Annotated in this window: 9 protein-coding genes and 2 tRNA genes; 2 read left to right on the top strand and 9 right to left on the bottom strand. The window is 62.8% G+C overall.

Annotated features, from left to right (window positions below; genetic code table 11):
• Positions 1–30 precede the first annotated feature (30 nt).
• From FRAAU_RS09400 to FRAAU_RS09380, 4 genes are all read right to left on the bottom strand, one after another.
• Positions 31–1314 (bottom strand): MFS transporter, encoded by a 1284-nt coding sequence (locus FRAAU_RS09400; RefSeq protein ID WP_014403294.1) that lies wholly within the window; start codon positions 1312–1314, stop codon positions 31–33.
• The gene (locus FRAAU_RS09395) at positions 1311–2468 is read right to left on the bottom strand and encodes a mandelate racemase/muconate lactonizing enzyme family protein (protein WP_041270507.1); all 1158 of its coding nucleotides are present in this window, start codon (positions 2466–2468) and stop codon (positions 1311–1313) included. The genes FRAAU_RS09400 and FRAAU_RS09395 overlap by 4 nt, the downstream gene beginning before the upstream one ends.
• A 949-nt stretch (positions 2469–3417) precedes the next feature.
• Positions 3418–3492: transfer RNA gene (locus FRAAU_RS09385), tRNA-Val, on the bottom strand.
• Between the two features lie 28 nt (positions 3493–3520).
• A tRNA-Val gene (locus tag FRAAU_RS09380) sits at positions 3521–3595 on the bottom strand.
• 147 nt (positions 3596–3742) lie between these two features.
• Here FRAAU_RS09380 and FRAAU_RS09375 point away from each other — a divergent pair.
• Positions 3743–4090: a lipid-A-disaccharide synthase N-terminal domain-containing protein gene (locus FRAAU_RS09375; RefSeq protein WP_014403291.1), complete on the top strand. Its 348-nt coding sequence runs from the start codon at positions 3743–3745 to the stop codon at positions 4088–4090.
• Positions 4087–4986 (top strand): N-acetylmuramoyl-L-alanine amidase, encoded by a 900-nt coding sequence (locus FRAAU_RS09370; protein ID WP_014403290.1) that lies wholly within the window; start codon positions 4087–4089, stop codon positions 4984–4986. The genes FRAAU_RS09375 and FRAAU_RS09370 overlap by 4 nt, the downstream gene beginning before the upstream one ends.
• Before the next feature lie 58 nt (positions 4987–5044).
• Here FRAAU_RS09370 and metH read toward each other — a convergent pair whose 3' ends face one another.
• The 5 genes from metH to FRAAU_RS09345 all read right to left on the bottom strand — a co-directional run bounded on the left by metH (position 5045) and on the right by FRAAU_RS09345 (position 14408).
• On the bottom strand, positions 5045–7732 hold the full coding sequence (gene metH / locus FRAAU_RS09365; RefSeq protein ID WP_014403289.1) for a methionine synthase: 2688 nt from the start codon (positions 7730–7732) through the stop codon (positions 5045–5047).
• A gap of 44 nt (positions 7733–7776) precedes the next feature.
• Positions 7777–8853 (bottom strand): homocysteine S-methyltransferase family protein, encoded by a 1077-nt coding sequence (locus FRAAU_RS09360; RefSeq protein ID WP_014403288.1) that lies wholly within the window; start codon positions 8851–8853, stop codon positions 7777–7779.
• A gap of 23 nt (positions 8854–8876) precedes the next feature.
• Positions 8877–9803: an ArsR/SmtB family transcription factor gene (locus tag FRAAU_RS09355; RefSeq protein WP_014403287.1), complete on the bottom strand. Its 927-nt coding sequence runs from the start codon at positions 9801–9803 to the stop codon at positions 8877–8879.
• Positions 9804–9942: 139 nt separating this feature from the next.
• Complete coding sequence (locus FRAAU_RS09350) at positions 9943–13200, bottom strand: multidrug efflux RND transporter permease subunit (RefSeq protein WP_014403286.1); 3258 nt, start codon at positions 13198–13200, stop codon at positions 9943–9945.
• Positions 13201–13211: 11 nt separating this feature from the next.
• Positions 13212–14408, bottom strand: coding sequence for an efflux RND transporter periplasmic adaptor subunit (locus tag FRAAU_RS09345; RefSeq protein ID WP_014403285.1), 1197 nt, complete (start codon positions 14406–14408; stop codon positions 13212–13214).
• Between the last annotated feature and the right edge of the window lie 474 nt (positions 14409–14882).

The raw sequence follows: 14882 nt of genomic DNA, 5'->3' as shown, positions 1-14882 counted from the left end.
GCCATCAGATGGTCGTGCGGAAAGATGGTTTCAGTGGGCGGTGGCCTGCAGTGATTGCACGGCGGTGCTTCGTACCAGCAGCAGGACGGCGGCGACGCCGGTCGCCGCCAGGGTGCTGGTCAGGATGAAGGCCGAGCCGTAGCCGCCACCGTACTGGATCAGCAGTCCGGTGATGCTGGGCGAGAAGATGCCGGCGATATTGGCGACAAAGTGCACGAAACCACCGGCGATGCCGAGATGGCTGTCCGGCACGATATCTTGCAGCAGGCTCCAGCATGCCTGAGGAGTCATAAAGGCGAACAGGCTGGCGACGGCGATCAGGGTCACGGCCGGCCACAGGGTGTGAACCCGGGCGGTCAGCATCACGCACAGGGCGGCGACGGTGAGTCCCATCACGATGATGAACTTGCGAGCGAACAATGCGCTGCCGCTGAGCCGGTACAGCAGATCCGACAACAGGCCGCCCAGCACAAATCCGGCGGCTGCGCCCAGCCAGGGCAGGATGCTGACCAGGCTCATGTCGCGCACGTTCAGATGCTGGTAATCGGTCAGGTAGCTGGGCAGCCAGGACAGAAAGAAATACAGCACGTAGTTGAAGCAGAAGAAAGAGGCGGCCACGCCCTGGACCGGTGCGGAGAAAATCAGTTTCAGAATGCTGCGCGGCTGGTGCCCTGCAGCGGTATCTACCAGAGGAGCGCTGGGGCGGCCGGATTCGATGAATCTGGATTCGGCAGCATTGACACGGGGATGTTCGGCCGGTCGGTCACGGAAGCAGGTCAGCCACAGCGCCAGCCAGACGAAGCCGATCAGGGCGATGACCACGAAGGAGATGCGCCAGCCATAGTGCAGGGCTATCAGGCCGACAATGGGGGCGGCGATGGCGGCGCCCAGGGGTTGACCGGCATTGGTGAAGCCGACGGCGCGGCCGGACTCGCTTTGTGGAAACCAGTTGGCGATGGCCTTGTTGGTGGTGGTGCCCATCGGGCCTTCACCGGTGCCGAAGATGATCCGCAGGATCAGCAAGTGGCTGAAGCTGGTGGCCGCCGCGGTCGCCCCGCAGAACAGTGACCAGATGCCGACGGCCCAGGCAAAAACCTTGCGGGGGCCGTAGCGGTCAGCCGCCCAGCCGCCGATAAAGCAGAATACGCAGTAACCGATAAAGAAAGCGCTGAACAGGATGCCCATCTGGGCATCGCCGAAGCCGAACTCCTTGCGGATCATCGGAGCGACCACCGACAAGGCGGTGCGATCCAGATAAGTCAGCATGCCGACCAGAAACAGCAGTACGGCGACAAACCAGCGATAACGGGTCATGCGTTCTCTCCATCAAGGCGCAGGCTGCAGCCGTCGATGCGATAATCATTCAGGACACCGGGGTCCGGGACCCAGCCCAGGCCGGGTTGGTCCGGCAGTCGTATTTCCGCCTCTCGCGGAAAATCGGGGTACAGTGGCCTCGGCCATTGCAGGAACGGCACTTCCAGTGCAGCCGGGGCCGGCAAGGAGGCGGCCAGATGGGCGGTGGCAAGCATGCCTGCGCCGTAGTAGAAGCAGTGCGGCATGACCTGTACACCGTGCCGTGCGGCCATGGCGAATACCTCGCGCATGGCGCTGATGCCTCCGATCTTGGCCACGCTGGGCTGGGCTACATCGATCGCACCCTGCTGGAAATGCTGACGGAAGGCTTCCACGCCGGAAACGTTTTCACCGGCCGCGATGGGTGTGCCGCGTCGTCGCAGCGAGGCCAGTCCGTCGATGTCATCGGGCGGCCACAGCGGCTCCTCGATCCAGCCCAATTGCAAGTCCCGGCAGCCGCGGATGCGGGTTTCGGCTTCGGCAAGATTCCACGGGCAGTTGACGTCCACCATCAGGCCGATGTCCGCAGGCAAGGCCTGGCGGGCCGCGGATATCGCCGGATATTCGGTTTCATGCAGCTTGATGCGACGATATCCGGCCGCCTGGGCGCGTTGTACCTGACGGGCAACTTCGGCTGGCCGATTGCCGTAGCTGACCAGGCTGGCGTAAGCCTCGATCCGGTCGCGACGACCACCCAGGTGGCGATAAAGCGGCTGGCCGGCGATCTGAGCAGACAGGTCCCACAAGGCGGTATCGATAGCCGACAAGGCGTAAACCACTGGGCCGGTGCGTCCGAAGGCGTGCAGGGCCTGTTCGGCCGCCAGACGCGAGGCCGCGAAGCTCGCCGGATCGGCACCGACCCGGGCGCCAAGAAACAGCTGCCCGACCAGTCCGCCCAGTGCCGCCTGGCTGGCCGGATTGACGAGATGTCCGAAGGCTTCGCCCCAACCCTGCAGGCCCTCGTCGGTGGTCAGCCGTACCAACAGGGTTTCCATCCGTTTGAGTTGGGGCGAGGCGGCGTTGTAGGCCGACATTGATGGCGAGTCCTGGTTTGACTCACGCTCCGCCTGAAAAGGCAGGGCGAGGCGTATGACATCCAGCCTGGTAATTTTCATGCAGCCTCACGTTTTCAGGCGTGCCGCTGCCGTCACACCTTTGCAGGTATGGCAGGCAAGCCTGATGGCAATATGCAATGGGAGTGGCTTGGGGCGCTCAGTGAAGCCACGCCAAGCCGGCAACTGTCCTTGGCCGGCTCAGGGCGGCCCGTGTCGGCGATGGTCCTTGCGGGCACGGGGCCGTCGATCCGTGTGAGCGGGTGGCGACTTGCGGGTCCGGTCCGGCCGATGGCCATGGCCTGAGGATCTGGAGCTGTATGACATGAAGTTGAGCGACGTCAGTCTGAATGACATCAGGCTTTCCTTGACGACCGATCATCCCGCCTGGGCCGGCGGAGGAGTGATGCCGGGCCACGGAATGGCGCAGCTCTGGTGGAATGCATGATTGCATCAGAGGTCATCTGGCATCGCGGCCTGCCGGCGGGATGCTGCGATTCGCTGGGGCTGGTCGTCATGATGCCTTGTCCGCAGGTCTGTGGATGGGGATCTCGCCGCATGGCGGCCGGATATCGACGTCATATGTCGGTGTCCGGCAGGTCATATGTCTGGATTCTAGACCTGGTTGAGGGCTTGTCCATCCGCGCAAAATCTTGCAGGCCGTGTCGCTTGATGACGCGCAGCAGCACGACTGGGCGTCGCTCCGGAGCCTGACGGCCAGCCTTCCGGCAGGCGATGCCGGTTTTGCGCGGGAGATCGACATCGCATGAGCTGTCGCCGGCCATGTTGCGCTGCAATCATTGATGCAGGTCGTGGATCAATCCATGTCCGAAATGAATGGGTGCAGTGGTCAGGCGATGATGGTCGAGAGCGGTATCGTGCGGCGAACGGTGTCCGGATCGGACAGGTATCGACTTGGGCGAATGCCTGCTTTTCACCCTGGCAAGCGTAGTCTCCGGGCTTGGATCAGGCACAAAAAAACCACCCGAAGGTGGCTTTTCATCCAATCGATTGGTGGGCGGTACAAGGATCGAACTTGTGACACCTGCCGTGTGAAGGCAGTGCTCTACCGCTGAGCTAACCGCCCGCCGGGCACCTGTAAGGTGAAAATCGTGTGGTGGGCGGTACAAGGATCGAACTTGTGACACCTGCCGTGTGAAGGCAGTGCTCTACCGCTGAGCTAACCGCCCGCCGAGGAAGGAGGATATTAGGGATGCTCCTGGAGCGAGTCAAGCTTTTTTTTCGAAACTCCCAAAATCCGGGGAGGAGGACTAGAATACCGGGCTGTCCACGCTCGTTTGCGAAGCGTCGGATGCCTTCCAGACCGGCCGATGCCCATGTTGCCCAATACCCAGAATCTGCCACAGGTGGTGGCCTCCGCGCATCACTTCCAGTTCACGATGTGGAAGCTGATCGGTTTTTGCGGTGCGCTGATGTTTACCAGTCGCTGGCTGGTGCAGATGTACTACACCCGACGGTTGAAACGGGTGGTGATGCCGATTTCGTTCTGGTGGCTTTCCGTCTTCGGCAGCACGCTGCAGCTGGCCTATTTCATTTTCGGCAAGAACGATTCGGTCGGCATCATTGCCAATTTCTTTCCCACTTTCGTCGCCGTCTACAATCTGAGCGTGGAGTTGAAGCGGCAGCGGCTGCTGCGACGCGAACTTCGGGAAGAGGACCTGTGAGTCGCCGCTGGCGTGTCCGATGGCCACTGCTGGTCGGCTGGCTGGTACTGCCATGGCCATGCGCCCAGGCCGGCTCGGCGGTATCGGTCGCGCCGCCGGCCCAGGTGTTGCAGATCGATGACAGCGTGCTGAGTCCGAATCGCGATGCGAGAGTGCGTTTTCTGGTCCTGCATTACACGGCCGGGGATCTGCCGCATTCGATGGACCTGCTGACTTCACCGCAGGCCCAGGTTTCGGCGCATTATCTGGTGCCCGGGCACAGTCCGGTGCAGGGCGGTTTTCGGGTTTTCCGGCTGGTGCCCGAGAGCGAGCGTGCCTGGCATGCCGGCAACAGCCACTGGCAGGGCTCGGCCCAGATCAATGCAGGCAGCATCGGCATCGAGATCGTCAATATCGGCTATCCGCCCGAAGATGCCGGGCTTCCCCTGGAGCAGCGGCGATGGGCACCCTTCACTCCGCAGCAGATGCAGGCGGTCGGCAACCTGGCCCGCGAGATCGTGCAGCGCTATCGGATTGCGCCGGATCGCGTGATCGGTCACAGCGATATCGCACCTGGCCGCAAGGTCGATCCCGGCCCGCTGTTTCCCTGGGAGTGGCTGTACCGCATGTATGCCGTCGGTGCCTGGCCGGACCCGGCCACGGTGGCATGGTACCGGCACCAGCATCCCTGGCATGGCGATATCCGTTTCCTGCAGCAGGCTCTGGCCGATTACGGCTACGCGGTGCCGGTCAGTGGCGAGCTGGATTCGGCGACCCGGGATGTGGTCGCAGCCTTCCAGATGCATTATCGGCCGGCCGACTACGCCGGGATACCGGATGCGGATACGGTGGCGCGGCTGGAGGCCTTGCTGGAACAGTATCGGGGGCGAGTGCGTCCGGAAGCGACGGCGCACTGATGCGGGCCCTGCCGACGCGGACAGGTCTGTCCGGAGTCGACATCGGTGAGCCACGGGTTTATTCCGGGTCGTAGTCCAGATTCGGCGCAAGCCAGCGTTCACAGGTTTCCACGCTCCATTGCTTGCGGCGGGCATAGTCGAGCACCTGCTCGCGGCTGATCTTGCCGACCACGAAATAACGACTCTCCGGATGGGCGAAGTACCAGCCGGAGACGGCGGCGGTGGGCAGCATCGCGTAGCTGTCGGTCAAAGTGATGCCGCTGCGCTCGGTGGCGCCCAGCAATTCGAACAGCTTGCCTTTCTCGGTATGGTCGGGGCAGGCCGGATAACCTGGCGCGGGCCGGATGCCCTTGTAGGCTTCGTCGATCAGGCTGGCGTTGTCCAGGGCCTCGGCAGGCTCATAGCCCCAGAACTCGGTGCGGACCCGCTGATGCATGCGCTCGGCCAGGGCTTCGGCCAGACGATCGGCCAGCGCCTTGAGCATGATGGCGGAGTAATCATCATGCGCCGCTTCAAAGGCGGCCACATGCTCATCAATGCCGATACCGGCGGTGACCGCAAAGCCGCCCAGCCAGTCCCTAAGCTCACCATCGACGGCCGGGGCGATGAAGTCGGAGAGACAGAAATCCGGGCGCTCGACCGGTTTGTCCACCTGTTGGCGCAGGTGGTGGAGACGGTGCTCGCCGCTCGAGTCGCGGACCAGAATATCCTCGCCGTCGCTGCCGGCCGGCCAGAAGCCGATCACCGCCCGTGCCTTGAGCCAGCGCTCGTCAATCAAGCGGTCCAGCATCTGGCAGGCATCCTTGAACAGGTCGCTGGCCTGCTGCCCGACGATCTCGTCGGTCAGAATGGCCGGATAGCGACCGGCCAGTTCCCAGGCATTGAAGAACGGGCTCCAGTCGATATATTCACGCAATTCGGCCAGATCATAGTCATCGAAGACGGTGATGCCCGGCTGCCGTGGCGATACTGGCTGCCAGTTGGCCCAGTCGCCCTGCCAGCGCTGGCCGCGGGCATGCTCGAGGCTGACCAGCTGGCGGCCCTGACCGCGGTCCTTGTGCCGTTCACGGATATCGGCGTATTCGCGTCGGATTCTGGCCATGAACTCCTCGACCAGTTCGCTGCTGAGCAGGGACTGCGCTACACCGACGGCGCGCGAAGCATCCTTGACCCAGACCGTGGGGGCCTTGTAATGCGGGTCGATCTTGAGGGCCGTATGCGCGCGCGAAGTGGTGGCGCCGCCTATCATCAGCGGGATGGCAAAGTCCTGGCGCTGCATCTCGCGCGCAACCTGACTCATTTCCTCCAGCGAGGGCGTGATCAGGCCGGACAGGCCGATGATGTCGGCCTGGTGCTCGCGGGCGGCATCCAGAATCTTCTGCGCCGGCACCATCACGCCCAGATCGATGACCTCGAAGTTGTTGCAGCGCAGGACGACGCCGACGATGTTCTTGCCGATGTCATGCACATCCCCCTTGACCGTGGCCATGATGATGGTGCCGTTGTTCTTGCCGGCTTCGCCGGTACGCCGCTTTTCCTCTTCGATAAAGGGGATCAGATGGGCGACCGCCTTTTTCATCACCCGGGCGGATTTGACGACCTGCGGCAGGAACATCTTGCCGGCACCGAACAGATCGCCGACGGCGTTCATACCGGCCATCAGCGGACCTTCGATGACATCCAGCGGTCGGCTGGAGAGCTGGCGGGCCTCCTCGGTATCCTCCACCACGTACTGGTCGATACCGTGGATCAGGGCGTGGCTGAGCCGTTCCCCCACCGGCTTGTCGCGCCATTCGAGATTGGCGACGACAGGTTCGCCTTTCTTCGCCCGGAAGCGCTCGGCAATCTCCAGCAGTCGTTCGGTCGCATCTGCACGGCGGTTGAGTATCACGTCCTCGACGCGTTCACGCAGATCAGCCGGCAGTTCGTCATAGATCGCCAGCGCGCCGGCATTGACGATGCCCATATCCATGCCGGCGGCAATCGCGTGGTAGAGAAAGACCGAATGGATCGCCTCGCGCACGGCGTTGTTGCCGCGGAACGAGAACGAGACATTGGAGACGCCACCGGAAATATGGACGGCCGGAAAGCGCCGCTTCAGCTCGCGGGTGGCCTCGATAAAGTCGACCGCGTAATTGTCGTGTTCCTCGATGCCGGTGGCGACAGCGAAAATATTGGGATCGAAGATGATGTCTTCCGGCGGGAAATCCAGCTGCTCGGTCAGCAGCTGGTAGGCGCGCGAACAGATCTCGATCTTGCGGGCACAGGTATCCGCCTGGCCGCTCTCGTCGAAGGCCATGATGACCACGGCCGCGCCGTATTGGCGCACCTTGCGGGCGTGTTCGAGAAACGCCCTCTCGCCTTCCTTCAGCGAGATCGAATTGACCACGCCCTTGCCCTGCAGGCAGCGCAGGCCTGCTTCGATCACCGACCATTTGGAGGAGTCGACCATCACCGGTACCCGGGCAATATCCGGTTCGGAGGCGATCAGATTCAGAAACCGCACCATCGCGGCCTCAGAATCGATCAGGCCTTCGTCCATATTGACGTCGATGATCTGTGCACCGCTGGCCACCTGTTGCCTGGCGACTTCTACCGCCTCGTCGTAGCGACCTTCCTTGATCAGTTTGCGGAACTGGGCCGAGCCGGTGACATTGGTCCGTTCCCCGACATTGACGAACAGCAGGTCGGGGGTCAGGACCAGCGGCTCCAGGCCGGAGAGGCGGGTATGGCGTGGTTCAGTCATGGGCGGGGCAACCGGTGGTGCGGGCACAATGGGAGGGGCGCGGATCAGGCGGCGGTATCGGCCGCCGCGGGGCGGCGCGGAGGAAAGGCCGCCACGGCCTCGGCAATCGCCCGGATATGGGCCGGCGTGGTACCGCAGCAGCCGCCAACCAGATTCAGCAGACCGTCGCGGGCAAAGCCGCCGATCACTCCTGCCATATGTTCAGGGGTTTCGTCGTATTCGCCAAAGGCATTGGGCAGGCCGGCATTGGGATGGCTGCTGATAAGGCAGTCGGCGACGCGAGCCAGGGTCTGCACATGCGGGCGCAGATCCTCGGCACCCAGAGCGCAGTTCAGGCCTACGGACAGGGGCGCGATATGGCTGACCGAGTAATAGAAGGCCTCGGCCGTCTGGCCGGACAGCGTGCGACCGGAACGATCGGTGATGGTGCCGGAGATCATCACCGGCAATCGTCCGCCCACCTGGCGGAAGCTCTCCTCCAGGGCGAACAGGGCCGCCTTGGCATTGAGCGTGTCGAAGATGGTCTCGACCATGATCAGGTCGGCGCCACCCTCGATCAGGGCCAGGGTCGCCTCGGTGTAGTTGTCCACCAGTTCCTGATAGGTGACGTTGCGAAAGCCGGGGTCATTGACGTCTGGGGATATCGACGCCGTGCGACTGGTCGGTCCCAGGACGCCGATCACGAAGCGGGGCTTGTCCGGCGTGCGCGCGGTCCAGCTGTCACAGGCCTGGCGGGCCAGCTCGGCACCGCGCCGATTCAGTTCGGGGACCAGATGTTCCAGATGGTAGTCGGCCTGGCTGATCCGGGTGGCGTTGAAGGTATTGGTTTCGACCAGATCGGCTCCGGCTTCCAGATACGCCTCGTGGATGCCGCGGATGATGTCAGGCTGGGTGAGGCTGAGCAGGTCGTTGTTGCCCTTCAGGTCGCAGGCGTGGTCATGGCCCGGCCCGCCGCAGCTGTCGTGACCGGCACTGAAGCGCTCGCCGCGATAGCCGTCCTCGTCGAGCTGATGGCCTTGCAGCATGGTACCCATGCCGCCATCCAGGATCAGAATCCGATGCGCCAGTGCATGCTGGAGACGGTCGACTCGCGCAGGGTGCAGCCAGGGAAGGGCGGGCATGGTCAATCTCCGTGGAATAACGGCTAGGGTTTGCGGCAGAGCAGGCTGATCACTTCGAAGTGCGGCGCCTTGCGTTCGCGGGTCAGACGGTCGCAATGCAGGACCTCCAGTCCGGCCGAGCGGGCGAAGCCGGCCAGCTCATCGGTCTTGAAGCCCAGGTTGCGGTGGTCGAACGGTTCGACCACGTGACGATGCTGATGAGCGCCCAGCGTCGCGGCCAGCAAGCGACCACCGGGACGCAGGACGCGAGCCGCTTCGGCGATGACCTGCGGTGGATGCTCGGCATAGGTCAGGGCATGCAGCATCAGCACCAGATCGAAGCGGGCCTCGTCGAACTCCAGTGCGTGCATATCCCCCTGCATGACTTGCACGTTGGTGCTGGCTTGCAGCCGGGTTCTTGCGGCCTCCACCACGCGCAGGCTCTGGTCGACGCAGATGATGGAGCGGGCATGAGGCGCCAGCAGTTCGGCGGTGATTCCGTCCCCGGAGGCAATATCCAGCACATCGCCGGTGTCCAGCAATTGCAGCAGGGTGCGTGCCACGGTTTCCCAGGTACGGCCCGGAGAATAATGACGCTCCATGTCTCCCGCCACCGAATCGGCCCAGCCTTGTTCGCCGGCCCGCGATGCCAGCACCGAGGTCAGTCGGCGCGCATCTTCCTGCAACAGGGCATCGTGGATGCTGGCCTGCAGCGAGCGGACCAAGGCCTGCAGGCTGGAGTCTTCATTGGCACTTGCGCGGTAAAACGCCGACACGCCTGCGCGGCGATCACGGACCAGGCCGGCCTCTTTCAGCTTGGCCAGATGGGTGGAAACGCGGGGTTGGGCCAGATGCAGGATCGCGGCCATCTCGGCGACGGTCAGCTCTTCGGTTTCCAGCAGGGCCAGCAGGCGTACCCGGGTAGGGTCGGCCAGCAGGCGCAGTACCCCGGATGCCGTTGCAAGATCCATTCGCATCCCTGTATCGCGATATAAGGATGCAGATACTAGGCGGTGACTCTCCGGCGGTCAAGCCGTGCCGGGATGCAACAGAAAAGGGGGCGCTGTCGCCAGCGCCCCCTCGGATGGCACGAAGCACTCGTGCGATGGCTTACAGGCCGCGTCTCGGATCGGAGTCGAAGGTGGCGACGCCGCCGTCATCCTTGGGCTTGGGCGGATTGATCGGCTTGCCGTCGTCGTCATGCGCCAGCATGTTGACCGAGACCTCGTCCAGCTTGTCGCCGAGCAGGCGACGGACCACGGTGTAGAACACCGGGATCAGCAGCAGGCCGACCAGGGTCGAGAGCATCATGCCGCCGACCACGCCGGTGCCCAGCGAATGGCGGGCCGAGGCGCCGGCGCCGCTGGAGATCGCCATCGGGAACACGCCGAGGATGAAAGCCAGCGAGGTCATCACGATCGGGCGCAGACGCAGACGGGCGGCTTCGATTACCGCTTCACGCAAGGTCTTGCCCTCACGCTGCAGGGCCACCGCGAACTCGATGATCAGAATCGCGTTCTTGGCCGACAGGCCCATCACGGTCACCATGCCGATCTTGAAGTACAGGTCGTTTTCCAGGCCGCGGAACATCGTCGCGGCGGCGGCACCCAGAATGCCGATCGGCAACACCAACAGCACGGCGACCGGAATCGACCAGCTTTCATACAGTGCAGCCAGTGCCAGGAACACGATCAGCACCGAGAGCACCATCAGCATGGTCGCGGAGTTGCCCGCCAGAATTTCCTGGTAGGACTCGCCGGCCCATTCAATACCGAAGCCGCGGGGCAGCTTGGCGACCAGCTTCTGCATCTCCTGCATGGCCTGGCCGGTGCTGTAACCCGGTGCCGAGGTGGCGATCAGCTCGATGCCCTCATAGCCGTTGAAGCGGATCAGTGCCGGTGAATCATAGATCCACTGCTTCTTGACGACATTGGACAGTGCCACGTTGCCACCGTTCGTGGCAGCCGATTGCTGGTCCGAGGTACTGGCGTAGTTGGCGATGGCGGAGGTGTCGCGGGGGGTATAGAAGTATTTGAACGAGTCCGTATTGCGGCGGAACTGCTCATCCGCCTGGATCATCACCCGTTTCACGCGACCCTGATAATAAAACTGGTTGACATAGGTCGTGGCCAGCATCATCTGCAGTGCGCTGTAGACGTCGCTGACCGACAGGCCCATCGACTGGGCCTGGACCCGATCCACGCTCAGATTCAGCTGTGGGGCGGGTGGCAGGGTGTTGGGGAACATCACGCCGAAAGTCTTGTCCTTGGCGGTTTCTGCCATCAGCTGGCCCATGGCCCGCATCAGCGCGGCATGGCCCTGGTTGCCCTGGTCTTCCAGATAGAAGTCGGCACCCGTGTACTGGGCCAGTCCCTGGACGGTGGGCAGGTTGATGACGCGGATCTGGGCTTCGGGAACTTGCTTGTTCACCTCGGCCTGAACCCGTTTGATCACGTCGAATGCAGTGGCCGTGCGTTCTTCGTAAGGCTTGAGCTGCATAAAGCTCATGCCCACGTTCTCGCCCAGGCCGGCGAAGCTGAAGCCACCGATCGAGAACATGCCGTGCACGGCCGGATCGTGTTTGACGATGTCGTAGATCTTGTGTTGCACCGCGATGGTCCGCTGCAGCGAAGCACCGGGCGGCAAGGTCATGATCATCGGTACCACGCCCTGGTCTTCCTCCGGCAGAAAGCCGGTGGGGACACGGGTATAGATATAGCCGCAGGCCAGGGTCAACAGGACATAGATCACCATCCAGAACGGTGCCTGGCCGCTGGCGGCGCGGACGCGCCGCTGGTAGAAGCCGGTGACCTTGTCAAATCCGCTGTTGAAGTGGCGGGCGAAGGCATTCGGTTTGCGGTTGTGATCCTTCTCTTTCAGCATGGTCGCGCACAGCGCCGGCGTGAAGCTCAGGGCCAGGAAGGCCGAGAACAGCATCGAGATGGCGATGGTGAACGCGAATTCCTTGTAGATCAGACCGGCGGCGCCGGACTGCATGCCCGAAGGAATGAACACCGCCGACAGCACCACGGTAATGCCGACGATGGCGCCGGTGATTTCGCTCATGGCCTTGCGGGTGGCAGCCTTGGGAGGCAGGTGTTCTTCCTCCATGATGCGTTCGACGTTTTCGATCACGACGATGGCGTCATCGACCACGATGCCGATGGCCAGCACCATGCCGAACAGCGAAAGCTGGTTGATGGTGAAGCCCAATGCAGCCAGCCCGATGAAGGTACCCAGCAAGGCCACCGGAATCACGATGGTGGGAATGATCGTGGCCCGGAAGTTCTGCAGGAAGATCAGCATCACCAGGAACACCAGGATGATGGCTTCCACCAGGGTGTGGATCACGTCCTCGATGGAGAGAGTGATGAAGGTGGTGCTGTCGTAGGGGGCGATCCAGTGGACGCCCGGCGGGAACGACTTCTGCAGCTCGTCCATCTTGGCACGCACGGCCTTGGCGACGTTCAGCGCATTCGCACCGGTCAGCAGCTGGATGCCGAAGCCGCCGGTAGGCTGGTTGTCATAATTGGAATCAAAGCCATAGGTGTAGGGGCCGAAGGCAATTCGCGCCACATCCCGCAGATGCACCACAGTACCTTTGCTGTCGCTGCGGAGGATGATATTGCCGAACTGCTCGGGAGTGCTCAGACGGCCTTCGCCATTGACCACGGCAGTGAACTCCTGGCCCTGGGGCGCGGGATCGCCGCCGATATTGCCGGCTGCAAACTGCTGGTTCTGCGCGGACACCGCGTTGTAGACATCGGTGGTGGACAGTGAATAGCCCTGCAGCTTGATCGGATCCAGCCAGATATGCATGGCGTATTCGGAGCCGAACTGCTGGTAGCTGCCGACGCCGTTGATGCGGCCGACTTGCTCCAGCACCTGAGAGGCGATGATGTCATTCAAGTGATTGCGGTCGATCGTCGGATCATCCGAAACCACACCGATAAACATCAGGAAGCCCGCGCTGGCCTTCTGCACGGTGATGCCGACCGCCGAGACTTCAGCAGGCAGCAGGTTGTTGGCCTGGGTGACCTTGTTCTGGACCTGGACCTGGGCGATATCCTGGTCAGTTCCGGTATCGAAGGTCAGCGTGATCTGGACGCGGCCGTTGGAGCTGGACACCGTCTGGAAGTACAGCAGATGATCCAGACCGGTCAGGTTCTGTTCCAGCACCTGAGCCACGGTCTTCTCGGCCGCATCGGCACTGGCACCATTGTAGGTGGCCGTGACCAGAATCTGCGGAGGCACGATATTGGGATAGGACTCGACGCCCAGGTTCAGCATCGTGATCGTGCCGCACAGCGTGATCAAGATCGCGACCACCCAAGCGAAAATCGGGCGGTTGATGAAAAAATTCGACATGGAATGGTCCCTTACGACTGTGCGGAGGGCGAAGTCTGCTGGGCCGGCGCGCTGCCGCTGCTGGCGGGTTTGGCCTCGTGGGGCTTGACGGTGCTGCCGGGCATGGCCAGCTGGATGCCATCGACGACGACACGGTCGCCATCATTCAGGCCCTTGGCCACGATCCAGCCGGCATCGGTCAGCGAGTCGCTGTTCACATCCTTGCGGACGACCTTGTTGTTGCTGTCGATGACCAGCACGTAAGCGCCGCGCGTGTCGCGCTGCAGGGCGGCCTGAGGGACCACGAATACATGGTGCAAGGTGCCCAGGCCGGCGGCCAGGGCCACGTACTGGCCAGGGTAGAACAGCCGCTGCGGGTTGGGCAGCGTGGCGCGCAAGGTCACGGCGCCCGTGGTGGCGTCGGTCAGCACCGAGGAAAAGTCCAGCGTCGCCTCCTGCGGAATCGGCGTGCCGTCCGGCAGGGTCAGGCGAACATGGGTCTGCTGTTGCTGGTCAAGCGTCACCGAGCCGGTCGCCTGTCCCATCTGCAGACGGTTCAGATCGGTGACCGCGATATTGAAGTTCACATACAGCGGGTCGATCTGGTCGACCGTGGTCAGCAGGGTGCCACCCGCGCCGGTGTCGGCCCCGCTGGAACCGACCATGGCACCTTCGGTGAACTGCTGCTGTTCGGCGCGGCCGGAAATCGGCGCGCGGACGCTGGTCCAGTCCAGCTGGATGCGGGCATTGTCCACCGTGGCCTGGGCGGCGGTGACGGCGGCATCGGCGTTGCGCTCATTCGCTTCGGCCGTATCCAGGTCCTGTTGCGAAATATAGTGCTGACCGATCAGCTGACGGTAGCGATTGGCGATGCTGTGATAATTGAAGTAGCTGGCCTTGGCCTGAGCCAACTGGCCCAGATCGGTATTCAGGGTCGCACGGTAGGGCGCCGGATCGATCTGGTAGAGCAGCTGCCCTTGCTTGACGTCCGTGCCTTCCTTGTAGGTGCGCTTGAGCAGCACGCCGGCGATGCGGGCACGCACGTCGGCGGTACGATAGGCTGACAGGCGGCCCTGCAGATGCTGGATCACCGGAGCATCGGTGGGATGCAGGGTCACCGTGGTGACATCGGCGGGAGCCTGCTGCGGGGGCGCTTCGCTTTTGCCGCAACCGGCCAGTGCGACGAGACCCAGGCACAGCAGCGGCATGTGCAGCGAAGTTGGCTTCATACGAGCTCCGTTCATACGTTGAAATTTCTTGGTGGCCGCAGGGCGATCAGCAGTCGCGCGCCCTGTCAGCGTGGAAACGATGGAAACCATTGAATCTGTCGAGCATGGTGCCTGACTTGCGGAATCTTTCGATACAACGCCAAAATCCCGCAAGCATGCTGCGCCGTTCACGAACATAGACCGAAATCAACGGCCTCGGCAATGACCGTCCCGGCACAGCAGGACCGACCAGCATGGAGGCTGGTTCCGGCAGTGACCCTGCGTGCTTGCGACGGGTCCGGACTGGCTCATGCGGCGGCATCTGCGCGACTATACTAATCAGTATAGTATTTGAACAATAGCAGCGTCCAGCCTCTTGATGACAGGGCCACAGGTCATGGCATGGATGAATGTTACGTGCACTTCATGACTATTTGGCTGGCGAGTCCGAGTCACGAATGAAGTATTCTGAGCGCCCTTTCACAATAGCGATGG

The sequence above is a fragment of the Frateuria aurantia DSM 6220 genome, assembly GCF_000242255.2.
GTDB lineage: Bacteria > Pseudomonadota > Gammaproteobacteria > Xanthomonadales > Rhodanobacteraceae > Frateuria > Frateuria aurantia.
This window is presented reverse-complemented; position numbering and strand designations above follow the sequence as displayed.

What these genes read in the sequence shown, in the direction of transcription:
- FRAAU_RS09355 (WP_014403287.1), bottom strand. Translation starts at nt 9,803, where the DNA reads ATGGATCTTGCAACGGCATCCGGGGTACTGCGCCTGCTGGCCGACCCT.
- FRAAU_RS09375 (WP_014403291.1), top strand. Translation starts at nt 3,743, where the DNA reads ATGTTGCCCAATACCCAGAATCTGCCACAGGTGGTGGCCTCCGCGCAT.
- FRAAU_RS09400 (WP_014403294.1), bottom strand. Translation starts at nt 1,314, where the DNA reads ATGACCCGTTATCGCTGGTTTGTCGCCGTACTGCTGTTTCTGGTCGGC.
- metH (WP_014403289.1), bottom strand. Translation starts at nt 7,732, where the DNA reads ATGACTGAACCACGCCATACCCGCCTCTCCGGCCTGGAGCCGCTGGTC.
- FRAAU_RS09360 (WP_014403288.1), bottom strand. Translation starts at nt 8,853, where the DNA reads ATGCCCGCCCTTCCCTGGCTGCACCCTGCGCGAGTCGACCGTCTCCAG.
- FRAAU_RS09350 (WP_014403286.1), bottom strand. Translation starts at nt 13,200, where the DNA reads ATGTCGAATTTTTTCATCAACCGCCCGATTTTCGCTTGGGTGGTCGCG.
- FRAAU_RS09395 (WP_041270507.1), bottom strand. Translation starts at nt 2,468, where the DNA reads ATGAAAATTACCAGGCTGGATGTCATACGCCTCGCCCTGCCTTTTCAG.
- FRAAU_RS09345 (WP_014403285.1), bottom strand. Translation starts at nt 14,408, where the DNA reads ATGAAGCCAACTTCGCTGCACATGCCGCTGCTGTGCCTGGGTCTCGTC.